Genomic DNA, 22532 nt, shown 5'->3' with positions numbered 1-22532 from the left:
CCTGCCCGCTCCCGCTTTCCATATGACGCCCTCCCCGCCCAGGGGTGGCGCCTCACCGTCAAAGGCGCTATCTGAAACGCCGATTTCCGCCCAAACCGAAGACATCTCGTCATGACCGATCCGAAGACCGTCTATCCCGCCGCCGAGCCCTCGCCGTCGTTTCCGAAGATCGAGGAAGCGATCGGCGCTTGGTGGAAGGAAAACGGTACCTTCGAGGCGTCGATCCGGCAGCGCCGCGAACAGGGCGCCTCGGAATTCGTCTTCTATGACGGCCCGCCCTTCGCCAATGGCCTGCCGCATTACGGCCATCTCGTCACCGGCTTCGTCAAGGATCTGGTGCCGCGCTACCAGACCATGCGCGGCAAGGTGGTCGACCGCCGCTTCGGCTGGGATTGCCATGGCCTCCCGGCCGAGATGCAGTCCGAGAAGGAGCTTGGCGTCTCGGGACGGCTTGAAATCCTGAAATATGGCGTCGCGCGCTTCAACGAGCATTGCCGCACCTCGGTGCAGCAATTCACCTCGGACTGGGAATATTACGTCACCCGCGCCGCGCGCTGGGTCGATTTCAAGAATGATTACAAGACCATGGACCTCTCTTTCATGGAGAGCGTCATGTGGGCGTTCAAGCAGCTTCACGACAAGGGCCTCATCTATGAGGGATACCGGGTCGTGCCCTATTCATGGGCCGCGCAGACGCCGCTCTCGAACTTCGAGACCCGCCTCGACAATTCCTACCGCATGCGCCAGGACCCGGCGCTGACGGTCGGCTTCCTGCTCGACCCGCTCGCGGCAGGCGACAAGCCGACGCGGCTCGCCGCCTGGACAACGACGCCCTGGACGCTGCCCTCCAACATGGCGCTCGCCGTGGCCGCCGACGCCGATTACGCCGTGCTGGAAAAGGGCGGCGAGCGCGTCATCGTCGGCGCGCCGCTCGTCGGCAATTATGCCAAGGAACTCGAAGGCTGGTCCGAAGTCGGGCAGGTGCGGGGAGCGGAACTTGTCGGCCGCACCTACCAGCCGCTCTTCCCCTTCTTCGAGAGCCGCCGTCAGGAAGGCGCCTTCCGCGTCCATGCCGGCTCGTTCATCGAGATGACCGACGGCACCGGCGTCGTCCATATCGCGCCTGCCTTCGGCGAGGACGACATGGCGCTGGCACAGGCGAACGGCATCCCGGTCGTCGACCCGGTCGATTTCGCCGGCAATTTCACGGCCGAGGCGCCCGACTATGCCGGCACGAACGTCTTCGAGGCCAACAAGGAAGTCATCCGCGATCTGAAGCAGCAGCACAATGTCGTGCTGCGCCACGAAACCTATGACCATAATTATCCCCATTGCTGGCGCACCGACCAGCCGCTGATCTACAAGGCGCTGCGCTCCTGGTATGTGAGCGTCACCGCGTTCAAGGATCGGATGGTCGAGCTCAACCGGGACATCACCTGGGTCCCTGAGCACATCCGCGACGGCCTCTTCGGCAAATGGCTGGAGAATGCGCGCGACTGGAACATCGGCCGCAACCGCTTCTGGGGCTCGCCGATCCCGGTGTGGAAATCGGATGATCCCGATTATCCGCGCATGGACGTCTATGGCTCGCTCGACGAGATCGAGCGCGATTTCGGCGTGCGCCCGCATGATCTGCACCGCCCCTATATCGACGATCTGACCCGCCCGAACCCGGACGATCCGACCGGCAAATCCGTCATGCGCCGCGTCGAGGACGTTCTGGATTGCTGGTTCGAGAGCGGCTCGATGCCGTTCGCGCAGGTGCATTACCCGTTCGAGAACAAGGACTGGTTCGAGGACCATTTCCCCGGCGATTTCATCGTCGAATATGTCGCGCAGACGCGCGGCTGGTTCTACACGCTGATGGTCATGTCGACGGCCCTGTTCGACAAGGCGCCATTCCGCTCGGTCGTCTGCCACGGCGTCGTGCTCGACGAGAACAAGCAGAAACTCTCCAAGCGGCTGAAGAACTATCCCGACCCGATCGAGGTGTTCGATACCTATGGCGCCGATGCGCTGCGCTGGTATCTCGTCTCCTCGCCGCTGCTTTCCGGCGGCGATCTCGCCATGCCGAAGGACGGCCGCGCCATCGCCGAGACGGTGCGCCAGGTCATGCTGCCGATCTGGAACGCCTATTCCTTCTTTACCCTCTACGCCAATATCGACGGCGCGAAGGGCCGGATGGTCACGACCGCCGACAATGAGCTCGACCGCTATATCCTCGCCAAGACCGCGGATCTGATCCGCGGCATCGAGGCATCGATGGAGAAGCTCGACCTCGCCGGCGCCACCGACGCTTTCCCGCCCTTCATCGAAGCGCTGAACAACTGGTTCATCCGCCGCTCGCGCGAGCGCTTCTGGAAGGCCGAGAAGGACGCCGACAAGCAGGCCGCTTACGACACGCTCTACACCGTGCTCGTGACGATGACCCGCGCGCTGGCGCCGTTCCTGCCCTACCTGACCGAGCATATCCACCGTGCTCTGACCGGAGGCGAGAGCGTGCATCTCGCGGACTGGCCGGATGCGGCTGCGCTCGCCTATGATCCGGTCCTCGTCGAACGCATGGATGTCGCACGCGAGATCTGTTCGGCCGCCGCCTCGATCCGCACGATCAAGGGCCTTCGGAACCGCCTGCCGCTGAAGAAGCTCACCGTCGCGCATCGCGATCTCGACGTGATCTCCTTCTCGAAATGGCTGGAGCCGATCATCAAGGACGAGGCGAATGTCCGCACGGTCGAATTCTCGAACGAGCCGCTCGCCTTCGGCCGTCCGGTGCTGACGCCGAACCTTCCCGTCGTCGGCAAGCGCCTTGGCGCGCAGCTGAAGGCCGTCATCGCCGCCGCCAAGGCCGGCGACTGGAAGCTCGTCGGAGACAGCGTCGAGGTCGGCGGCGTCAGCCTCGCTTCCGGCGAGTATTTCCTGAAGTTCCAGGCCAATGACGGCGTCGACGCGGCGCCCTTCGACGGGTCGGCCGGCGTCGTCGTGCTCGACACCCATGTCGACGCGGATCTGGAGCGCGAAGGAACGGCCCGCGATTTCATCCGCCTCGTCCAGATGGCGCGCAAGGAAGCGGGTTTCCGCATCTCCGACCGCATCCATATCGAGCTGAAGACGGCCAACGGCGCCGAGGCCGCGATCCTCACCCACGCCGATACGGTGAAGGCCGAGACCTTGGCCGAAAGCCTGCGCCCGACCGGCGACACGCCGGAAGGCTTCGTCACGGAAACGACGCTGGACGACCAGCCGATCGCGATCGGCGTCAGGGTGGCGGTGTAGTCTCCGCTTCAGCCCTCCCCTTGAGGGAGGGCTGAGGAAAAGACTACTCGTTCGCCGCGCTCCTTGTTGGACCCAGCCAGACGAATTCCAGCATCAGGGTGCGCTGGATGAAGGAGAGATTGTCGTCGGAGACCAGGGTGATCCGGGGGCGGCCATCGGGGTCGGTCGTGACCGCGAGGCCTTCCATATTGTCGATCTGGTTGCCCATATTGGCCTCCATCACGACGGGACCGTCGACCAGCGCGCCGGGGCGGATGCGCGAGGCGTCCAGGCGGCGTAGGCGCATCTTGACGCCGAAGGGCAGGTCCACCATCCGCTCGAGGATCAGCAGATCGCCATTCGGCAGGAAATCGGCGTCGGTAACGTCGAAATCATCACTGCGCACCACGGAAAAAGTCCCGGCGAGCGGCCCGTTGACGACGAAGGCGCGGTGATTGCCGGCCTTGTCGAGCGTCCGCTCGGCGATGAGGATCGGCGAGCCGGCGAGCGCCGAGTTTGCCGGCGCGATCGCCAGCGCCTCGAAGCCGCGATTGCGCTTGATGCCCTTGGCGCTTTTCGGCAGGGCAATTTGCTGCGGACGGGAGAGGGCGAGATCCGGTTCGAGCCGGTAGGCCTTCAGATCATTGGTCTGCTCGAACGAGACATAGGCGACGTCGCGCCCGCCGAGCGTACCGAAGCGCAGCCCCTCAGCGTCGGCATTGCGCTTGGCACCGACCGGCTTTCCGGCCGCGTTCAGGATCGTCGCCCATTCGCCGCCCGAAATTCCCGTCAGCCAGCCATTCGAGCGTTCGACCTCGCCACGAAACCAATAGCCGATATCGGATATCGCGGTGAAGCGCTTGCCGTCCGGCGCGAAATCGAGGCCGGACAGGCCGCCGAAATTGGGTTCGCTCGACGTCACCACGATCCCGCCGCGGAACTCGAACTCGCCAAAGCGGGTCTGCGACCGGCCGATCAGGAAATTCTCTATCGCCGTCGTACGGATCTCGATCGGCGCGAAGCCGGCGGCCTCCGCCGATCCCGCCACCGAGGGCAGGAGATGAAGTGAAACAGCCGCGGCGAACAGGAAGACCCGGAAAACGGCGAATACCGCCGCCGTCATCGGCCGGCCATCCGCCGCCGGGGGGCCGGTGCCTTTGCCTTCTCATCGAACAGTTCGGCCAGCTTCTCGGTCATGGCGCCAGCCAGTTCCTCGGCATCGACGATCGTGACCGCGCGCTTGTAATAGCGCGTCACGTCATGGCCGATGCCGATCGCGATCAGCTCGACCGGCGAACGGTTTTCGATCTCGTCGATGATGAAGCGCAGATGCCGCTCCAGATAATTGCCGGTGTTCACGGAGAGCGTCGAATCATCGACCGGCGCGCCGTCGGAGATCATCATCAGGATCTTGCGCTGCTCCGAGCGCACGAGCAGTCGCTTATGCGCCCAGTCGAGCGCCTCGCCGTCGATGTTCTCCTTGAGCAGGCCTTCGCGCATCATCAGCCCGAGATTGCGCCGAGCCCGCCGCCAGGGCGCGTCCGCCGCCTTGTAGATGATGTGGCGGAGGTCGTTGAGCCGCCCGGGCGCCGCCGGCTTGCCGGCCTGCAGCCAGGCCTCGCGCGACTGCCCGCCCTTCCAGGCACGCGTCGTGAAGCCGAGGATCTCGACCTTGACTCCGCAGCGCTCCAGCGTCCGCGCCAAAATGTCGGCGCAGGTGGCCGCGACCGTGATCGGCCGGCCACGCATCGAGCCCGAATTGTCGAGCAGCAGCGTCACGACGGTATCGCGGAAATCCGTGTCTTTCTCGATCTTGAACGAGAGCGGCTGCATCGGGTCGGTGACGACGCGGTGCAGGCGCGCCGGATCGAGCATGCCCTCCTCGCGATCGAAATCCCACGACCGGCTCTGCTGCGCCATCAGGCGGCGCTGCAGCCGGTTGGCCAGCCGCCCGACCGCGCCCTGCAGATTGGAGAGCTGCTTGTCGAGAAAACCGCGCAGACGGTCGAGCTCGGCCGAATCACAGAGGTCCTCGGCCTTGATCGTCTCGTCGAAACGGGTCGTGAACGCCTTGTAGTCGGTCGTCGGGACATGCGGGGTGAACGGGCTGTCGGGCCGACGTGCCTCGCCGGCATCGCGCGCATCCTCCGCGTCCTCGCCCTCGGATTCGTCCTCCGCGCCGGCTTCCGTGGTCTCGGTATCGCCGGCATCGGTATCGTCGCCGGTCGCCTCGGATTCTTCCTGCGATTCGCTGTCGGACTGGTCGGGCTGCTCGGAGCCGTTCTCCTGCTCGGAGCCGGAATCATCGCTCGCCTCGCCGTCCTCGTCGTTCGGTTCGTCCTCGCCTTCCCCCAACTCGTCGCCCATGTCGAGCGAGGCGAGCAGCGAGCGGACGGCGGAGGCGAAGCGCTTCTGGTCGCCCAGCGTATCGGCGAGACGATCGAAGTCCTTGCCGGCCTTGTCCTCGACCCAGTCGCGCCAGAGATCGACGATGCGCTGGCTCGATTGGGGCGGCTTCAGCCCGGTCAGCTTCTCTCGGACCATGAGCGCCACGGCATCCTCGAGCGGCGCCTCGGCCCGCTCAGTGATCTCGTGGAAATTGCCACGATGGTAGCGGTCCTCCAGCGCGGCAGCGAGATTGCTGGCGACGCCGTCCATGCGCCGCGCGCCTATCGCCTCGATCCTCGCCTGCTCGACGGCATCGAAGATCGCCCGCGCGTTCTTGCCCTCGGGCGCGACCGTGCGGTGCAGCGCCGGATCATGGCAGGCAAGCCGCAGCGCCATGGAATCGCCGAGCCCGCGCGTCACAGCGATCTCGTTCGCCGTCGGCTTGCGGCCGGGCTCCGGCAGGCGGGCGCGCAGGCCGGTCAGAACGGGACGGTCGTTCGAGAAAGTGACCTCGAGATCGCTCTTGCCGGCGATGGCGCGCACGCAGCCGACCACCGCCCGCTTGAACGGCTCGGCGGCCGGTTCGCCCGGCCTCGCCCTGGTGTCGGAATTGCTGCCGGCCATGATGGTACGCCGTCGTTACGACAGGACAACGTTCGCCGCCGATTCCGCCAGTTCCTCGCCGAAGGCGCGCTGGTAGAACTCAGCGACCAGCGGCCGCTCCAGCTCGTCGCACTTGTTCAGGAAGGTGACGCGGAACGCGAAGGCGATGTCGCCGAAGATCTCGGCATTCTCGGCCCAGGTGATGACCGTGCGCGGGCTCATGACGGTCGAAAGATCGCCATTGATGAAGGCCGAGCGCGTCATGTCGGCGAGGCGGACCATGCGGCCGACCAGCGCCTTGCCCTTCGGATCGGCGAAGTGCTTCGCCTTGGAGACGACGATGCCGACCTCATTGTCATGCGGCAGATAGTTCAGCGTCGTGACGATGGACCAGCGATCCATCTGCGCCTGATTGATCTGCTGCGTGCCGTGATAAAGGCCGGACGTGTCGCCGAGGCCGACCGTATTAGCGGTGGAGAACAGGCGGAAGGCCGGATGCGGGCGGATGACGCGATTCTGGTCAAGCAGCGTCAGGCGGCCCGAGGATTCCAGGACGCGCTGGATGACGAACATCACGTCCGGACGGCCGGCGTCATATTCATCGAACACGAGCGCGACATTATGCTGGTAGGCCCAGGGCAGAATGCCGTCACGGAACTCGGTGACCTGCAGCCCATCCTTGATGACGATCGCGTCCTTGCCGATCAGGTCGATGCGGCTGATATGGCTGTCGAGATTGACGCGGATGCACGGCCAGTTGAGGCGCGCGGCGACCTGCTCGATATGGGTCGACTTGCCCGTGCCGTGATAGCCGGTGACCATGACGCGGCGGTTGCGCGCGAAGCCGGCAAGAATGGCGAGCGTCGTGGTCCGGTCGAAGAGATAGTCGGGATCCGATTCCGGGACATGCTCGTTGGCCGCGGAAAAGGCGGGGACCTTGAGGTCGGAATCGATGCCGAACACATCCCGCACCGAGATCTCGGTATCGGGGAGAGAGGCACGATCGATCGTCGTTTCAGTCATATTGGCTCCGTCGCGTTCCATGGGAACGCTTGCGGTCGGTTCCTGGAGGGGAAGGTCCAATCCGCGAATGGGAATGGCGTCCAAACCGACGTTCTAGAGCATTTCGGCGCTTCGTTGAATCGCTAAAGATGCCCGTTCTCTTCGTTCAGCCGCGTTTTCTTGACGCGTGCCGGCTATCCATCCACCCGGTCCGGCGCGAGCGTCCTAGCAGAAGCCGGCCGCCTTGAGGAAGTTATACGCCTGGATGATCTCCCGGAGCTTGTCTTCGAAGGACCGGTCGCCGCCATTGGCGTCTGGATGATAGAGCTTCACCAGCGCCTTGTAGCGCGCCTTGATATCGCTCTGGCTCTCCGAGCCTTCCAGTTCGAGCGTGTCGAAGGATTTGCGCTCCAGCGCCTTCAGATGCCGTTTCGGCGCCGCCTCCGGCTCATGCACCGTGCCGGCGCCCTGGAACATATCGAAAGGATCGCGGATTCCGCCACTCCAGTCGCGCGTCGCATGGCTTCGCACACGCTCCTTCTGCTCGCCAGCGCTGTTGACGCCCATCGTCCAGGTCGGGCGATGGCCGGTCAGCGAATCCTTCTGGTAGGCGGCGATCTGCTCGTCGCCCATGCCGGAGAAATAATTGTACGACTTGTTGTAGAGCCGAACGTGGTCGATGCAGAAATGGTGAAACTTGCCCTCGCGGCCACGGCCCATCGGCGCGCGATGCGTGCCCGGGCGGTCACAGCCCGCCCAGCCGCAGCGATGGGGAGCTTCCTCCACCAGCGTGCTGTCGGCCCGCTTGATCCGGATCCGGTCGAAGAGTTTTGAATCGAGCTTCATCGAAGGATTATGCTAGCCAGCCACCGCCCGAACAAGGCGGTGATCCAGTTGGAGTGAAAGAGGGTGTGCGGATGAATACCAAAGAGCGGATCGCCAAGCGGCTCGGCGACGCCCTGGCGCCAGAGAGCCTAGATGTGATCGACGAATCGCATCTCCACAAGGGCCATGCGGGTGCTAGGCCCGGCGGCGAGACACATTACCGCGTCCGCATCACCACAAACGCCTTCCGCGGCAAGAGCCGCATCGACATGCACCGCGCGATCAACGCTCTGCTGGCGGATGAACTCGCTGCCGGCGTCCATGCGCTCGCCATCGAGGCAAAGGCGCCGGCCTGAACCTCAACCCGGCCGCCCGGTCTCCATGGCATGCCGGCGATTGGTCGCGATCAGCTTCCGCGCCAGCGCATTGCCGATGACATGGTAGATCGCGGCGGCGATCGCCGGATCCTCGCGGCCGGCGGCCTTCAGCTTGGCGCTGTCGAGCGCGATCACGGAAAGCTCGGTCGCGGCCCGTACCGTCGCCGTCGCCGGGGCATTGGCGAGAAACGAAATCTCGCCGACGAACTCGCCGGCCCGAAGCTGGCCGACGCGCTTGCCGGAGACATCGACCACCGCCTGTCCTTCAGTAAGCAGATAGAAGGCCTCGACCGGCTCGCCCTGAATCGTCAGCACCGCGCCCGGTTCGAGGTCGAAGGCCTCGCCGAACTCGACCAATCGCGCCAGATGCTCATCGTCGAGATCCGAAATGCCCTTGCGCAGGAGATCGCCGCCGCTCGCCGCGTTCACCATGCGCCGCGCCTTGTCCAGCGCGTGAAGGCGGTAGAGATTGATCAGGATGAACAGGAAATTATAGGCGATGCCGGTATAGAGCGGCGTCTCCGCCAGCGAGAAATAGACGATCTCGAACGCGAAACCAAGGATCAGGAAAACGCGCAGCCAGAAGATGTTGGTGAGGAACAGCGAGACGGCCAACAGCAGGAAGCCGATATGGCCGGGAAGATCGATCCGGTTGCCGAAGAATAGGCTCAATATGTCGAGCACGATCGTTCCCCCGTTCCAAGCGGCGCGGCCACTCTAGAGGACGCAAGGTCCTTTACAAGCTGCGGGCGAAGCTACGCTGCCAGCGTCTCCGCCAAGAATGCCCGAACTTCGGCTGGCGGGACATCCTTGGCGATGAAGGCCTCGCCGATTCCGCGCGTCAGGATGAAAGTCAGCGTGCCGCGCGAGACCTTTTTGTCCTGCGCGATCAGCGCCATCAGCCCGTCGGCGTCAGGGAGTTCGCCCGGAATATCGGCGAGCTCCGTCGGCAGGCCGACCAGGGCGAGATGCGCGGCGACGCGGCGGCCGTCATCGGGCGAGCAGAGGTTCATCCGCGCCGAGAAGCGATGCGCCAGGACCATGCCGATCGAGACTCCCTCGCCATGGACGAGCCGCTGCGAATAATGCGTGGCCGCCTCGAGCGCATGGCCGAAGGTGTGGCCGAGATTGAGCAGCGCCCGTTCGCCGGTCTCGTGCTCGTCGGCGGCGACAACCTTGGCCTTGGCGCGGCAGCTCGTCGCCACCGCATGCTCGCGCTCCGGTCCGCCGGCGAAGATACCGCGCCAGTTCGCTTCCAGCCAGGCGAAGAAGCCCGGATCATCGATCAAGCCGTATTTCGCGACTTCGGCATAACCGGCGCGGAACTCGCGCGGCGACAGCGTGTCGAGCGCGGCGGTATCGGCCAGCACGAGTTCCGGCTGATGGAAGGCGCCCACGAGATTCTTGCCCTCTGGCGTATTGATTCCCGTCTTGCCGCCGACGGAACTGTCCACCTGCGCCAGCAACGAGGTCGGGATCTGAACGAAGCGCATGCCGCGGCGAACGACCGACGCGGCAAAACCCGAAAGATCGCCGATCACCCCGCCGCCCAGCGCCACGATGATGTCGCCCCGCTCCAGCCGCGCCGCCAGCACGGCGCGCACGACCATTTCCAGGACCGGGAAGCTCTTCGACGATTCGCCGGGCTCGACAATAACGGGGACAGCCTCGATGCCAGCCGTAGCAAGCGAGGACTGGAGCGCCGGCAGATGGGCGCCGGCGAGATTGCGGTCGGTGACGATGGCAGCCCGGACGCCCGGCAGCCGCGCCGCGATCTCACGGCCGGCCTCCGCAATCAGGCCACGTCCGATCAGGATGTCATAGGCGCGCGCACCGAGCTCGACGCGAACCTGGATGGTATCGGCCGCTTCCGTCTTGTCGTTCATGTCGTCCTCGCTTCTCCGCCCGAAGGCACACCGAGGAAGCCCGCAAGCGCGGCGAGCGCTTCCTCGGCGACGACCTCATGTGCCACGTCGCGCGACAGGATGTGAATATCGGCCTCGGCATAGATCGGATAGCGCTCGTCCATCAGGCGGCGCATCGTACCCTCCGGATCGTCGTTCAGGAGCAGCGGCCGGTTGGAGCGCTTGCGCACCCGGGCCATCAGCACGTCGAGATCGGCCCTGAGCCACAGCGACACGGCGCCCGCGGCGATCGCCGCGCGAGTTTCGCCGCTCATAAAGGCGCCGCCGCCGGTTGCCAGGACCTTGGGCCTGCCGTCGAGCAGGCGGCGGATGACGCGCCGCTCGCCATCGCGAAAATAGGCCTCGCCATGCTTCGCGAAGATTTCGGGAATGGTCGCGTTGGCGGCCTTCTCGATCTCGGCGTCGGCGTCGACGAAAGGAAGATGCAGCCGCGTGGCGATACGTTTGCCGACAGACGTCTTGCCGGCTCCCATCAGCCCGACGAGCACGATGGCACGACCTTCCAGCCGCTCGACGAGAGCCGAACGCTCGTCTTCGCCGCCGCCCTCCAAGGCCGCCTCTTCACCCATCTCTTCCGCCATTCGCACGCCTCGCCGGAATGGAGGTAGAAACGGAGGCCCGCGGCCCTGTCAATAGCACCGTGTCGCTTCGCCGCCGAAGCCGTGACCTTTCCAGCCCGGCCTTGCCAAGCGTAACCCGAGGCGGCCATAAGTCGTCAACCGCACGATGACCCAGAGCCGCTGGACGACGAAGAGCCGACCGCCGCGACATGCCGACACTCTCGCGCTTCCTCCTCGCGCTGATCGCGATCGCCCTCCTCGGCTATGCCGTGGTCTACGGCCTCGCCCATTTCGTCACGCCGTCGCAGCGCGAGATCACGGTGCGCATCCCGACCGATCGCCTGCAGCAGGATTAGGGAGACAGGATGGCCAAGCCCCAAGCGCCGGGCCGACGCCTTGCCGGCCTGCACCATCTCGAGGCCTTTCTGGAGATGATGAGCGCCGAACGCGGTGCTTCCCCCAACACGCTCGCCGCCTATCGTCGCGATATTGAGGAATATGCGGGATTTCTGGCCGACAGGGTCTCGGAATTCGAGCGCGCCGGCATCGCCGATGTGCGCGGCTACATGGCCGATCTGGAGACGCGCGGCTTAGCGGCAAGCTCCGCGGCGCGCCGCCTCTCGGCCGTACGCCAGTTCCACCGCTTCCTGTTCGCGGAAGGCGTGCGCGCCGACGATCCCTCCGGCATCGTCTCGGGACCGAAGCGCCGGCAGCCGCTGCCGAAAATTCTATCCGAGGCGGAAGTCGACAAGCTGCTGGCGACGGCGGAGGCGCGGATCACTTCCATGCCGTCGCCCGCCGCAGCGCTGCGCGCGGCCCGGCTCAACGCCCTGCTGGAAACACTCTATGCCTCGGGGCTGCGCGTCTCCGAGCTCGTCGCACTGCCGGCTTCGGCGGCGCGGCCGGAACTGCGCATGCTGATGGTCAAGGGCAAGGGTAACAAGGAGCGCGTCGTCCCCCTCACCGAGCGCGCTCGCGACGCGATCTCCCGCTATGTCGCGCTGCGGCGGGAGGATGAGAAGAAGGGCGGCGCCAGTCCGTGGCTGTTCCCGTCCTTCGGCGAGGCCGGCACGCTAACGCGCCAGGCCTTCGCCCGCGATCTGAAGGAACTCGCGGCCGAGGCGGGCATCACCCCGGCGCGGGTTTCGCCACATGTGCTGCGCCACGCCTTTGCGAGCCATCTGCTGCAGAACGGCGCGGACTTACGCGTCGTCCAGCAATTGCTCGGCCATGCCGACATCTCGACGACGCAGATCTACACCCACGTCCTGGAAGAGCGGTTGAAGGCCCTCGTCGCCGAGCATCACCCGATGGCGAAGGCCTGATCGCGTGGCTCAGGCCGCGTAGCGGTTCGGGCCGGTCTGGCTCGGCTGCACATACCAGTAGAGCAGCACCAGCGCGCCGATCAGCGGGAGCAATCCGAGGAATATCCACCAGCCCGAGCGCCCGACATCGTGCAGGCGTCGCACGGTGACGGCGATGGACGGCAGAAGCAGCCCGAGGCTCACGAGCCCGGTCAGAATTTCCGGCCCCTGGAACATCTGGGTACCCAGGATCGGAGCCACCAGGAATCCATCCACAATGGAAGCCGCGATATGGGCGAGGATGCTGAACAGCACCCACCACTAGAATTCGCTGCGCGTTGCCCGGCCCGTGAAGGTCGCATATTGCGACAGAACCGACTTTACCGCCTCGCTCATAGTCATCAGCACACCCCATTGCAGCGTTGAAGCCGATATCAGAATAATCGCGCGGCGTTGCTTCAACGTTAAGGAAGCATAGGCTGGACATACGGCCGCAACGCGACCCAGAAGAAACTCTTGCCCCAGCGACCCGCTGATGCGAAACTCGTTTGGTGCAGGCACAGCGTGCAACGGCTGCCCAAACTATGGGCTTTCCAATTGCATACAATGTAGCAATCTTTATATTGATTGGTTTTATGGGGGTTCTGCCATGATTGCTGTCCGGCACGCATTGCCTTTGGCGCTCTGGCTCGCCGCGAGCAGTGCGGCGATCGCGGCAACGGAAGCCCCGAGCGGGACGGTGGTGGCCGTCATCCAACAGGCGGACGCCAATGGTGGCCCTCCTGGCAAACGGGTGCTCTCCCCCCAGTCTTCGGTCTATATGGGCGACGTCATTAGGACTGGCGAAATCGGCGAGGCACAGCTCAAATTCCGCGACCAGACCAAGCTGGTGGTCGGACCCAATTCGCAGCTTGTGGTCGACAGCTTCGTCTTCACGAACCAGAACACGGCCCAGAGCGTCTCGATCAACGCGGTGCGCGGCACCTTCCGCTTCATCACCGGATCGAGCCCGAAATCGGCTTATGCGCTCAAGACGCCGGTCGCCACGATCGGCGTTCGCGGAACCCGGTTTGATTTCAACGTCGAAAAGAATGGCAAGACGACGCTGGTTCTCTATGAGGGCAGCGCCACGCTGTGCAACAACGGCGGTAGCTGCGTCGAGATGCGAGGTGGCTGCGGCATCGCCGTGGTACCGCCGGGCGGTCCGGCGCGGCGCGTGTCGACCCTGCGCGAGCGGGAGTCGGCTCTCAATACCAACTTCCCCTATCTAGCGCAGCAGGCCGGCCTGCAACGTGCCTTCCGGATCGATGTATCAAATTGCTCGGTCCAGAAGGCCTACGTCCCGGAGGGCAATGGCGGCGGATCGAACGCGTTCGTTCCGACCCGCACGCAAGAGACCCCTCCCCCGCCGCCAACACCGCCGGCTCCACCCCCGCCCGAGCCACCGGCGCCGCCGCCACCATCTCCGCCCGAGCCGCCGTCACCGCCTGAGCCGCCGGCACCGCCGCCACCGCCACCGAATTGCGGTGGTGGTGATCACAACGGCCATTCCCATGGCGAAGGGCCTCATGGCGACAACAATAATGGCGGCCATCACTGGGGTCCGCGCAGTGACGGACCTCATGACGGCCCGCCCGGAAACGGTGGAGAAGGTGGCGGGGGCCTCCGCCACGAGGGGTTCAGCGGTCCGGTTCAGGGTGGCGGCAACGGAGGCTAACGGACGACCTACCAAGGTCGGATGTCCTGTTGCCAACCGGCCAGCCCGTTGGCAGCGACCGTGACGATCGGATCGAAGCAAGAAGGCGCCCAAGCTCAGGGCGCCTTTTTTGTTATTTGAAGCTCCAGTGTCTCGGGACACGCAGATCAGCTTGCTCTCGTAGCGGGAGGTTCAGACCGGCGGGAGGAACAGAGGGAGATCGCTTTCAAGGGATCGCCTGTCCGCCACCGGGAAAAACAGCGGAACGAGCCTGCCGATCGTCGCAAGGGCATGGCCGGCGCACAAACGCGCGACTAAAGCCATGTCATGGCGGCACCGGTACCCGGCAATGGCGTTGGGGAGAATGGTGCCGCTTACAGGATTCGAACCTGTGACCCCATCATTACGAATGATGTGCTCTACCAGCTGAGCTAAAGCGGCGACCGTGCCTCCGCCGGCAAGCGGCGAAGTCGGCGCGTTGATAGCCATAATCGGCCGGCGATTCAAGTGCGCGGCCGCGCAATCTCACGCGCTTTTCGGATCCGCGGTTCGGATCGGCTCGGCGCTGACGATATTGGCGTCTGCGAAGCGGTCTCCGTGCCGGCCTTTCCCGATCCGCCAAGCCATACCTTCGTATGACGCATCCAACCGAGCGTAGGATTCAAGAGTCTGGGCCTCCCGGCTAGCCTTTGATGGTCAACCCGCCAAGGAGACCCGGATGAGCACCATCGAAGTCGAAGAACCCGCCGCACCCCTTTGCGGCGTTCGGCAAACCGGCTCCAGCGTGAGGAGCCTTTCATGCCGGCCATAGCTCCTTCCCTGACCCGGCGTGGCGTTCTGGCCGGCACGGCCAGCCTGACGGCGGCAACGCTTCTCTCCGCTGGCACCTTGAAGACGGCGCACGCCTCCAACCCGATCCCAGCATCCCACCCCACCTCCAAAGGAGTTTCCAAAATGAGCAGCGGATTCATCAAGACGAGCGACGGCACCGAGATCTACTACAAGGACTGGGGCTCGAAGTCGGCCCAACCGATCGTGTTCCACCATGGCTGGCCGCTGAGCAGCGACGACTGGGACACCCAGATGCTGTTCTTCCTGGCCAATGGCTACCGCGTCGTGGCGCATGACCGCCGTGGCCATGGCCGCTCGTCCCAGTCCGACACCAACAACACGATGGACCAGTATGCCGCCGACGCCTCCGCCGTCGCCGAGCATCTCGACCTGCAGAACGCCGTCCATATCGGTCATTCGACCGGCGGCGGCGAGGTGGCCCGTTATGTCGCGAAGTTCGGCCAGCCGCAGGGCCGCGTCGCCAAGGCCGTGCTGGTCAGTTCGGTCCCGCCGCTGATGCTGAAGACGGAAGCCAATCCCGGTGGCCTGCCCAGGGAAGTCTTCGACGGCATCCGCGCCGGTCTCGCCGCCAACCGCGCGCAGTTGTTCGTCGATTTCCCGACGGGGCCGTTCTACGGCTTCAACCGCCCGGACGCCAAGATTTCCCAGGGCGTCATCGACAACTGGTACCGCCAGGGCATGATGGGCGGCGCACTGGCGCAGTATGAAGGCATCAAGGCCTTCTCCGAGACCGACCAGACGGAGGATCTGAAGGCGATCACCGTGCCGACGCTGGTGCTGCAGGGCGATGACGACCAGGTGGTGCCCTACCAGGATGCCGCGCTGCTCCAGGCCAAGTTGCTGAAGAACGCGACCCTGAAGATCTATCCGGGCTTCCCGCATGGCATGCTCACCACCCATGCCGAGATCATCAACCCGGACCTGCTCGCCTTTGTAAAGGCCTGAGCGCGGAAGCTTGCCATGAAGGAGGGCGGGGAATTCCCGCCCTCCTTTGTCGTTCCTGCGTCCCGCCGCTGTAGTCTGGCTGAGCATGTCGCGCCAAACGGGCGGCAAAGAACGTTATTGCAGCCTGAGCCGATCGACGGCGGCAGGGCCATCGTCGATGCCCGGATCATCCGGCAGCGGCGGTGCGGCGACGGGTTCCTGGGCGCTGGCGGCGGGGACTTGCGGCACGGGCGCTGGCTTTGCCGGCGAAACGGCAGGCTCCGCCTTGGCGAACGGACGGCTGGTGGGGGGCGTCGCCGGCTCGATTTCCAGCAACGGCGGTTCGTCCGGAGCCGTGCCCGGTGGGGGGACCAGGTCGAGCACTGGCCGGTCCTCGCCTTCAAGCGCCAGGGTCGGCACGCGCCATTCGAAGGCGTCCAGGCGGCCCGAGACCGGCGAGACCGGCGCCCAGGCGCGGAAGACATAGCCATCGGCCATCCACACCGGATCGCGCGGTGCCCGCAGCGCGCGGGAGAGCCACTCGCGGGCGCGGCCGCGATCGCCTTCCGACGCTTCCTCCATTTCCGCCATCAGCAGGCAGAAGCGCTCCGTTCGTTCCGTCTCGTTGATAGCGGCGAGCGCCTCGCGCGCAGCAGCATAGTCGCGGGCATCGATCGCGCCGCGCGCGAGCGCATAACGGCTCTCGGCGCTGTTCGGGCGCAGCGTTACAAGCTTTTCGGCTCGCTTCAGCCGGTCGCCGGCCGCATCGCCAGGCCGCACATCGAGATAGGCTTCCGCGATCTCGGGATGCGGAGCCTCTCTCCAGGCCGCCTCCAGGATTTTCGAGGCACGCCGGAAATCGCCGTTGCGGGCGAGCAGTCGGGCCGCCAGCCTTGCGGCGGGAACGAGACCCGGCGCCAGCTTCACGGCTTCGAGGGCCAATGCTCGTGCCTCATCCGGCTCCGAGGCCTCTAAGCTTTGACCGCGCGCGGTCAGCAGCACGGCGCGAAGGCGGTGCGCCTCCGAGCGCGAGACCAGCTTGGCTTGCAGATTGGAGCCGAGCGTCAGCAGCGCGCCACGCCAGTCCGCATCGGCGGCCTGATAGGCGAAGAGCGCATTGCCCGCCCAGGCAAGGCTGGGGGCGGTGGCATGCGCCTCTTCGGCGAAATGGCGTGCCGCTTCCTGCTCGCCAGCCCGTTCTGCCTCGACGAACAGGCCGCGCAGGCCGAGTTGCTTCGTCTCCGGCTCGTCCAGCATCGCCTCGAACGCCGCCCTCGCGCCCGGAGCATCGCCCGAAAGCTGAGCCGACTGCGCGGCAAGCAATAGCGTCATCGGCTCGCTACCGAGGATCTTGCGCGATTCGATCGAATAGCGCTTCGCCCGCTTCACATCACCGGAGCCGACCGCGACCATGCCGCGCGACAGCGCACGGAAGCCGCGATCGCGGCGGCGGCCGGACATCCAGTCGCCGAAGATGCGTGGAGCGCGCAGGATTGTCGTCAGCAGGAAGGCGAGAACCGCCAGCGCGACGAACAGGGCCGCCAGCGAGATCGCCGCGACCATCAAGCTGGTTCGGACCTCATAGCCCTGCCAGACCAGCGCGATGTCGCCGGGCCGATCGGCAAGCCAGGCGAAGCCGGCCGCGACCGCGAAGAGAAGCGCGAGGAAGACGAGGATGCGGATCATCGGCCTATCCGTTCGAAGCGCCGACGGCGGGAAGGGCGCCGAGCGCCGCGTCGATGGCGATCCGACGCTGCGCGCCATCGGCCCAATCGGCGAGCGGCACCTTCGCCGCCGCGTCGAGCCCATCGGCCTCGCGGAGCGCGGCGGGAAGATCGCCCTTCGTCACCGCAGCCTCGATGCGCGAGAGGATAGCGGTCGGTGAGGATCCCTCGATCGGGCCGGCCGGTTTGACCGACACCAGCGAGCCGGCGGAAGCCGCGAGGCGGTCCCATACCGAGGCGTTGGGATCGGGCTTGGCCGAGACGGTGCGGATCTGATCGGCGACGGCCGGGAAACTTGCCTTGAGAGTTTCGAGCGAAGGCGCGCCGGCGCTCGCCAGCGGCGCCAGGACGGAGGCATCGCCGCCCAGCGCCTGATAGGCCTTGATTTCATCGGCGAAGGCGCCGCCCGACGAGGCGGCCTGGCGCAGCGACGTAAGCGCGATCGTCTGCGCCGCGATTTCCGTCTTCGGATCGACGGGCGGATGGGCCTCGATCTGGTCGAGGCGCGACTGCAGGCCACCGATCTTCGCTTCCAATGGCGTCAGGTCGACAGTCGGCGCTTGCGCCTCTGCCGGGCGGCTCTCCAGCGCGGCAATCCGGCCCTCAAGCGGCCCGAGATCAACTGCCGCGGCCGGAGCAGAAGCCGATGGCGCGGGAGCGGCTGATTTCAGTTCCGACAGCGTCGTCTCGATCGCGGCAAGGCGGGCCTCGTCCTGCGGCGCGGCTGCTGCGGCCGGTTGCTCCTTGGCTGCCGCCTCGATCCGGTCGAGCCGCGCGCCGACAGTGGCAAAACGGCTGTCGACGCTGGCATCCGTCACCGTATCCTTGGCCGGCGCCAGGATGAAGGCGGTAACGAGCCCGCCGACGACACCGCCGAGCACGGCAGCGGCAAGGACGGGCACGAAGCGCGCCGCACCGGCCCTGCGGCGATCGATGGCCTCCGTCGAGATCGTCTCTTCCGTTGCCGTCATGCTCTCCGGATCCGAATAGGCTCCCGCGGGAGCCTCCGATTGAGGGGCCGTCGCCGTGCGCGTCACCGCAACCTCAGGGTCGGCTGCGGCGGTTTCGCCTGCCAGTGATTCGGCTGGAACCTCGGCTACCGCCTCCGCTTCCAGATCGATCGTCACGGGTGGTCGCCTGCGGCGGCCTTCCGCCGTCTTGCCGGTCTCGGGCTTCGATTCGTCCGCGTCTGCCATATCGCCTCGTCTCGCGCTTCCCCAGCCCTATATAGCTTAAAGCGTCAACACTTGCCTGCGGCCGATGTTCCGCCATCGTCGGTCAGCACATCGAGAAGCGCATCCTCATTCGGCTCGGCCGCCGCGACGATCCGCCCGAAGGGCAGGCCGGCTGCAATCGACGGCGAAAGGGCAAAGCCGGTCGTGCCGCGCAGCGCACCCACAAGCCCGGCCAATTGCGCGAGCCTTACGAAGGTTTCGGCGGTACGGCGCGAATAGAGCAGTACGCCGCCGAGCCGGCCTGCCGACAGTGATTCCCGGACGGCATCCGGAAGGCTCTCGATCGGCTGCATGCGATAGACCTCGACGAGACGGGCGCGAAAGCCGGCGCTCCGCAGAGCCGTGTCGACATGCCCCGACCGCTCGGTCGCCGCCGGATAGAGGATCGTCCCGATGGTTGGCGTCAGGGTCGCCTCGATCAGGCGGACAAGATCGGACGAATCGCCATCCGCCGAGCGGACATCGATGTAGCCAGCCTCGCGAGCCGCCTCGGCCGTCCGCCCGCCGACGCTGAACACGGGGATATGTCGCCAATGACGGCTTTCGGGTGAAGCCTCGATGCCGGCCAGAGCGTTTGCGCTGGTCAGCGCGATCGCCGCCGGCAATTCGTCGATCGGGGGCAGCGGCAGCAGCACGCGCTCCAGCATCGGCACGATCATCGCCTCATGGCCAAGCGCCTCCAGCCGGGCGGCGGTCACCTCCGCATCTCCCGCCGGACGCGTCACCAGGAGGCGCACCGCCTATGCCTCGCGGAAAAATTCGCGGCCGCCACGGCCAATGAGTTCGTCGGCCGCGGCCTTGCCGATCACGGTCGCGTCGGCAATTTCTCCCGATATATGAACCGCTTCCGAGCGGCTACCATCGGGCGCCAGCACCATGCCGCGGAAGATCAGTCGGCCAGCCTCAATCGTTGCCAGCCCGCCAATCGGCGTGCGGCACGAGCCGTCGAGGGCCTCCAAAAACGCCCGTTCGGCCGAAAGCGCGATTCCCGTTGCCTCATCGCCGATGCGCTGCACCCGCTCGCGAACATGCCAGTCATCGGCGCGCGTCTCGATCGCCACCGCACCCTGCCCCACTGCCGGGAGGAAATCGTCGATGTCGAGCAGGCTCGTCGCATGCTGCGCCAGCCCGAGCCGGTTCAGTCCGGCCTTGGCAAGTAGCGTCGCCTGCGCAACCCCTTGATCTAGCTTGCGCATTCGCGTTTCGACATTGCCGCGGAACTCGACCACCCGAAGGTCGGGCCGAAGCCGGAGCGCCATGGCGCGCCGCCGCAGCGACGAGGTCCCGAGCACCGCGCCTTGCGGCAGCGCCTGCAAGGTCTCCGCTACCGGCGACAGAAATGCATCGCGGACATCCTCGCGCGGCAGGAAGGCGGAAAGCTCCAGCCCATCCGGCAACACGGTAGGCACATCCTTGGAGGAATGGACGGCGAGATCGATCTCGCCCGACAGCAACGCCGCCTCGATCTCCTTGGTAAACAGACCCTTACCGCCGACTTCCGACAGCGGCCGATCCTGGATCCGATCGCCGGAGGTGCGGATCACCACTACCTCGATCTCGGTCACCGCCATGCCCGGCAGCGCCGAGAGCCGGGCGCGAACCTCATGCGCCTGGGCCAACGCCAGCGGGCTGCCGCGCGTCCCGATGCGCAGGACCGGTGGGAGTCTGTCGGATTGCAAGGCGTTGGGTCCAGATGCTAGGGACGGGACGCGCAGTCTAGTGTTCGTGCGCCCGATCGCAATCCGATATTTCTCTGGTGTCCAAAGGCTGTTGATGCCGCCCGCCCCCGTCCTTGTCCTCGGCATCGAGACGAGCTGCGACGAAACGGCAGCCTCGGTCGTCGCCTGGAACGGCGAGGGTCCCGGCGAAATCCGCTCCAACATCGTACGCTCGCAGATCGCCGATCACGCGGCCTTTGGGGGTGTGGTGCCGGAAATCGCGGCGCGGGCCCATGTCGAGGCGCTGGATCCCATCATTGCTCGTGCCATGGCGGAAGCCGGGGTCGATTTTGCCGATCTGGATGCCATCGCCGCCACCGCAGGCCCCGGCCTGATCGGCGGGCTTATCGTCGGGCTGACGACGGCGAAGGCGATCGCGCTCGCCAGCGGCAAGCCGCTCGTCGCGGTCAACCATCTCGAAGGCCATGCGCTGACCGCGCGGCTGACGGATGGCCTCGCCTTCCCCTATCTGCTGCTGCTCGTCTCCGGCGGCCACACCCAGATCTTGCTGGTGCGCGGCGTTGGCGAGTATGAGCGCTGGGGTACGACGATCGACGATGCGCTGGGCGAGGCGTTCGACAAGACGGCCAAGTTGCTCGGTCTGCCCTATCCCGGCGGACCGGCCGTCGAGCGCGCCGCCCAAACTGGCGATCCGCTTCGCTTTGCCCTGCCGCGCCCGATGATCGGCCGGCCCGGTTGCGACTTTTCCTTTTCCGGCCTCAAGACGGCCATCCGCCACGCGGCACAGGCGGCAGCACCGCTCTCGGACGACGATGTCGCGGATCTCTGCGCCGCCTTCGAGGCCGCCGTCACCGATGTCGTGGGCGACCGGATCGGCCATGCCTTGCAACAGTTTCGCGCTGCCCATCCATCCATCGAGACGCCGACCCTCGTCGTTGCCGGCGGGGTCGCGGCCAACCGGGCTTTGCGACAACGGCTCGATGTCGAACTCACCGCCCGCGGCTTCCGCTTTCTTGCCCCGCCGATGGAACTCTGCACCGACAATGGCGCCATGATCGCGTGGGCCGGCGCCGAAAGACTGGCGCTGGGAATGACCGACGGGCTAGACGCCCTGGCCCGCCCCCGCTGGCCACTCGACCAGGTGGCAGCACCGCGGATCGGCTCGGGCGCGAAGGGAGCGAAGGCATGACCATCGAGCGCATTGCGATCGTTGGTGCCGGCGCGTGGGGAACCGCGCTGGCGCTCGCCGCCGAGCGGGCCGGCCGCGAGGTGATGCTCTGGGGCCGCAACGTCGACGCCATAGCCGCCGGCCGGCGAAACGATGCGCATCTACCCGGCGTCGCTATCCCGACCTCGATCGCGATTACCGACACCATCGCCCGCGTCGTCGGGGCCGATGCCATCCTGCTGGCGACGCCAACACAGACGGTTCGCACGGTCGCCATGCGGCTTTCGGCCATCGCGGATGGTACCCCGGTGGTGATCTGCGCCAAGGGCCTCGAACGATCGACGATGTTTCGTCCGACCGAGGTTCTCGAACAAGCCCTGCCGCCGGCTGTTCCGGCCGTTCTGTCGGGGCCCAGCTTTGCCGTCGACGTCGCGAGCGGGCTTCCAACCGCCGTGACGATCGCAGCTGCCGAACCGAAGCTCGCCATGGCGCTCTGCCAGGCGCTCGGCTCGCCAAGTTTTCGACCCTATGCCGAAACCGACATGATCGGCGTCGAGATCGGCGGCGCTTTCAAGAACGTGCTCGCCATTGCTGCCGGTATTGTCAACGGACGGGAACTCGGCGCGAGCGCGTCGGCGGCGCTGGTCGCGCGCGGCTTTGCAGAATTGCGGCGGATCGGCGCCGCGATGGGCGCACGGCCGGAGACGTTGATGGGCCTCTCCGGGCTCGGTGATCTGGTGCTCACCTGTTCTTCGGTGCAATCGCGCAATTTCGCCTATGGCCTCGCGCTCGGCCGCGGTGAGGCGCCGGCAGGCCGTCTGGTCGAGGGAGCGGCTACGGCGCCCGTCGCTCGCGAGATGGCGCGAACCCACAGCGTCCAGATGCCGATCACCGAAGCTGTCGCCGCGATCGTCGAAGGCGAGATCGATATCGACGAAGCGATTCAGGCTCTGATGAGCCGTCCGCTGAAGCGCGAGAGCGACTGAAGCCGCCAGATCCCGCCAACCCTTTACCT

General features: G+C 66.0%; 20 protein-coding genes and 1 tRNA gene. 8 read left to right on the top strand and 13 right to left on the bottom strand.

The genetic code is table 11. From position 1 onward, the window contains the following. The first annotated feature begins 111 nt into the window (after positions 1–111). Entirely contained in the window at positions 112–3276 is a 3165-nt protein-coding gene (gene ileS / locus OSH05_RS11510; RefSeq protein ID WP_104220915.1) for an isoleucine--tRNA ligase, read from the top strand. 43 nt (positions 3277–3319) lie between these two features. Here ileS and OSH05_RS11505 read toward each other — a convergent pair whose 3' ends face one another. The 4 genes from OSH05_RS11505 to OSH05_RS11490 form a co-directional block, all read right to left on the bottom strand. Next, positions 3320–4378, bottom strand: a complete 1059-nt coding sequence (locus OSH05_RS11505; RefSeq protein ID WP_104220914.1) for an esterase-like activity of phytase family protein — start codon at positions 4376–4378, stop codon at positions 3320–3322. Then, positions 4375–6267 carry a cobaltochelatase subunit CobT gene (gene cobT / locus OSH05_RS11500; protein WP_104220913.1) on the bottom strand — a complete coding sequence of 631 codons (1893 nt, stop codon included), beginning with the start codon at positions 6265–6267 and terminating at the stop codon, positions 4375–4377. Before cobT ends, OSH05_RS11505 begins: the two co-directional genes overlap by 4 nt. A 15-nt stretch (positions 6268–6282) precedes the next feature. Further along, the gene (gene cobS / locus OSH05_RS11495) at positions 6283–7269 is read right to left on the bottom strand and encodes a cobaltochelatase subunit CobS (protein WP_104220958.1); all 987 of its coding nucleotides are present in this window, start codon (positions 7267–7269) and stop codon (positions 6283–6285) included. Between the two features lie 204 nt (positions 7270–7473). Then, entirely contained in the window at positions 7474–8094 is a 621-nt protein-coding gene (locus tag OSH05_RS11490; RefSeq protein ID WP_104220912.1) for a J domain-containing protein, read from the bottom strand. Positions 8095–8165: 71 nt separating this feature from the next. On the opposite strand from OSH05_RS11490, the gene OSH05_RS11485 reads away from it, so the two are divergent. Then, on the top strand, positions 8166–8429 hold the full coding sequence (locus OSH05_RS11485) for a BolA family protein (protein ID WP_104220911.1): 264 nt from the start codon (positions 8166–8168) through the stop codon (positions 8427–8429). 3 nt (positions 8430–8432) lie between these two features. Here OSH05_RS11485 and OSH05_RS11480 read toward each other — a convergent pair whose 3' ends face one another. From OSH05_RS11480 to OSH05_RS11470, 3 genes are all read right to left on the bottom strand, one after another. Next, the gene (locus OSH05_RS11480; RefSeq protein WP_104220910.1) at positions 8433–9134 is read right to left on the bottom strand and encodes a Crp/Fnr family transcriptional regulator; all 702 of its coding nucleotides are present in this window, start codon (positions 9132–9134) and stop codon (positions 8433–8435) included. Positions 9135–9205: 71 nt separating this feature from the next. Further along, on the bottom strand, positions 9206–10336 hold the full coding sequence (gene aroB, locus OSH05_RS11475; RefSeq protein ID WP_104220909.1) for a 3-dehydroquinate synthase: 1131 nt from the start codon (positions 10334–10336) through the stop codon (positions 9206–9208). Continuing rightward, positions 10333–10956, bottom strand: a complete 624-nt coding sequence (locus OSH05_RS11470) for a shikimate kinase (RefSeq protein ID WP_207778816.1) — start codon at positions 10954–10956, stop codon at positions 10333–10335. The genes aroB and OSH05_RS11470 overlap by 4 nt, the downstream gene beginning before the upstream one ends. A 188-nt stretch (positions 10957–11144) precedes the next feature. Here OSH05_RS11470 and OSH05_RS11465 point away from each other — a divergent pair, with 188 nt between their 5' ends. Both OSH05_RS11465 and xerD read left to right on the top strand, forming a co-directional pair. Next, on the top strand, positions 11145–11291 hold the full coding sequence (locus OSH05_RS11465; protein WP_165801705.1) for a hypothetical protein: 147 nt from the start codon (positions 11145–11147) through the stop codon (positions 11289–11291). Positions 11292–11300: 9 nt separating this feature from the next. Further along, positions 11301–12260 carry a site-specific tyrosine recombinase XerD gene (gene xerD, locus OSH05_RS11460; protein WP_104220908.1) on the top strand — a complete coding sequence of 320 codons (960 nt, stop codon included), beginning with the start codon at positions 11301–11303 and terminating at the stop codon, positions 12258–12260. Between the two features lie 9 nt (positions 12261–12269). Here the strand turns inward: xerD and OSH05_RS11455 are convergent, their stop codons facing one another. Then, positions 12270–12554, bottom strand: coding sequence for a DUF805 domain-containing protein (locus OSH05_RS11455; protein WP_266352237.1), 285 nt, complete (start codon positions 12552–12554; stop codon positions 12270–12272). Between the two features lie 334 nt (positions 12555–12888). Between OSH05_RS11455 and OSH05_RS11450 the strand changes: the two genes are divergently transcribed. After that, a complete protein-coding gene (locus tag OSH05_RS11450; protein WP_165801704.1) occupies positions 12889–13956 on the top strand; it encodes a FecR family protein in 1068 nt (355 codons plus the stop codon). Positions 13957–14300: 344 nt separating this feature from the next. On the opposite strand, the gene OSH05_RS11445 is transcribed toward OSH05_RS11450, so the two are convergent. Then, positions 14301–14376, bottom strand: a tRNA-Thr gene (locus OSH05_RS11445). A 513-nt stretch (positions 14377–14889) separates the two neighbouring features. Here OSH05_RS11445 and OSH05_RS11440 point away from each other — a divergent pair. Continuing rightward, entirely contained in the window at positions 14890–15732 is an 843-nt protein-coding gene (locus OSH05_RS11440) for an alpha/beta fold hydrolase (RefSeq protein ID WP_104220906.1), read from the top strand. A 114-nt stretch (positions 15733–15846) separates the two neighbouring features. On the opposite strand, the gene OSH05_RS11435 is transcribed toward OSH05_RS11440, so the two are convergent. From OSH05_RS11435 to hemC, 4 genes are read right to left on the bottom strand one after another with little or no spacing between them, the layout of a single operon-like run. Beyond that, entirely contained in the window at positions 15847–17397 is a 1551-nt protein-coding gene (locus OSH05_RS11435) for a heme biosynthesis protein HemY (protein ID WP_104220956.1), read from the bottom strand. Positions 17398–17401: 4 nt separating this feature from the next. Beyond that, the gene (locus tag OSH05_RS11430) at positions 17402–18631 is read right to left on the bottom strand and encodes a COG4223 family protein (RefSeq protein ID WP_104220905.1); all 1230 of its coding nucleotides are present in this window, start codon (positions 18629–18631) and stop codon (positions 17402–17404) included. A 44-nt stretch (positions 18632–18675) separates the two neighbouring features. Next, the gene (locus tag OSH05_RS11425; RefSeq protein ID WP_104220904.1) at positions 18676–19368 is read right to left on the bottom strand and encodes a uroporphyrinogen-III synthase; all 693 of its coding nucleotides are present in this window, start codon (positions 19366–19368) and stop codon (positions 18676–18678) included. 42 nt (positions 19369–19410) lie between these two features. Beyond that, complete coding sequence (gene hemC / locus OSH05_RS11420; RefSeq protein WP_266352235.1) at positions 19411–20349, bottom strand: hydroxymethylbilane synthase; 939 nt, start codon at positions 20347–20349, stop codon at positions 19411–19413. 94 nt (positions 20350–20443) lie between these two features. On the opposite strand from hemC, the gene tsaD reads away from it, so the two are divergent. Then, positions 20444–21538 (top strand): tRNA (adenosine(37)-N6)-threonylcarbamoyltransferase complex transferase subunit TsaD, encoded by a 1095-nt coding sequence (tsaD, locus tag OSH05_RS11415; protein ID WP_104220903.1) that lies wholly within the window; start codon positions 20444–20446, stop codon positions 21536–21538. After that, positions 21535–22503 (top strand): NAD(P)H-dependent glycerol-3-phosphate dehydrogenase, encoded by a 969-nt coding sequence (locus tag OSH05_RS11410; RefSeq protein ID WP_104220902.1) that lies wholly within the window; start codon positions 21535–21537, stop codon positions 22501–22503. Before tsaD ends, OSH05_RS11410 begins: the two co-directional genes overlap by 4 nt. Positions 22504–22532 lie beyond the last annotated feature (29 nt).

This window comes from Kaistia algarum, from assembly GCF_026343945.1.
GTDB classification, from domain to species: domain Bacteria; phylum Pseudomonadota; class Alphaproteobacteria; order Rhizobiales; family Kaistiaceae; genus Kaistia; species Kaistia algarum.
Note: the sequence above shows the minus strand (reverse complement) of the source record. Positions and strands in the feature narration are given on the sequence as shown.

Bases quoted from the DNA above. Each gene is read 5' to 3' on its own strand.
- ileS (WP_104220915.1), top strand. From the start codon at position 112: ATGACCGATCCGAAGACCGTCTATCCCGCCGCCGAGCCCTCGCCGTCG.
- OSH05_RS11505 (WP_104220914.1), bottom strand. From the start codon at position 4,378: ATGACGGCGGCGGTATTCGCCGTTTTCCGGGTCTTCCTGTTCGCCGCG.
- cobT (WP_104220913.1), bottom strand. From the start codon at position 6,267: ATGGCCGGCAGCAATTCCGACACCAGGGCGAGGCCGGGCGAACCGGCC.
- cobS (WP_104220958.1), bottom strand. From the start codon at position 7,269: ATGACTGAAACGACGATCGATCGTGCCTCTCTCCCCGATACCGAGATC.
- OSH05_RS11490 (WP_104220912.1), bottom strand. From the start codon at position 8,094: ATGAAGCTCGATTCAAAACTCTTCGACCGGATCCGGATCAAGCGGGCC.
- OSH05_RS11485 (WP_104220911.1), top strand. From the start codon at position 8,166: ATGAATACCAAAGAGCGGATCGCCAAGCGGCTCGGCGACGCCCTGGCG.
- aroB (WP_104220909.1), bottom strand. From the start codon at position 10,336: ATGAACGACAAGACGGAAGCGGCCGATACCATCCAGGTTCGCGTCGAG.
- OSH05_RS11470 (WP_207778816.1), bottom strand. From the start codon at position 10,956: ATGGCGGAAGAGATGGGTGAAGAGGCGGCCTTGGAGGGCGGCGGCGAA.
- OSH05_RS11465 (WP_165801705.1), top strand. From the start codon at position 11,145: ATGCCGACACTCTCGCGCTTCCTCCTCGCGCTGATCGCGATCGCCCTC.
- xerD (WP_104220908.1), top strand. From the start codon at position 11,301: ATGGCCAAGCCCCAAGCGCCGGGCCGACGCCTTGCCGGCCTGCACCAT.
- OSH05_RS11450 (WP_165801704.1), top strand. From the start codon at position 12,889: ATGATTGCTGTCCGGCACGCATTGCCTTTGGCGCTCTGGCTCGCCGCG.
- OSH05_RS11440 (WP_104220906.1), top strand. From the start codon at position 14,890: ATGAGCAGCGGATTCATCAAGACGAGCGACGGCACCGAGATCTACTAC.
- OSH05_RS11435 (WP_104220956.1), bottom strand. From the start codon at position 17,397: ATGATCCGCATCCTCGTCTTCCTCGCGCTTCTCTTCGCGGTCGCGGCC.
- OSH05_RS11430 (WP_104220905.1), bottom strand. From the start codon at position 18,631: ATGGCAGACGCGGACGAATCGAAGCCCGAGACCGGCAAGACGGCGGAA.
- tsaD (WP_104220903.1), top strand. From the start codon at position 20,444: ATGCCGCCCGCCCCCGTCCTTGTCCTCGGCATCGAGACGAGCTGCGAC.
- OSH05_RS11410 (WP_104220902.1), top strand. From the start codon at position 21,535: ATGACCATCGAGCGCATTGCGATCGTTGGTGCCGGCGCGTGGGGAACC.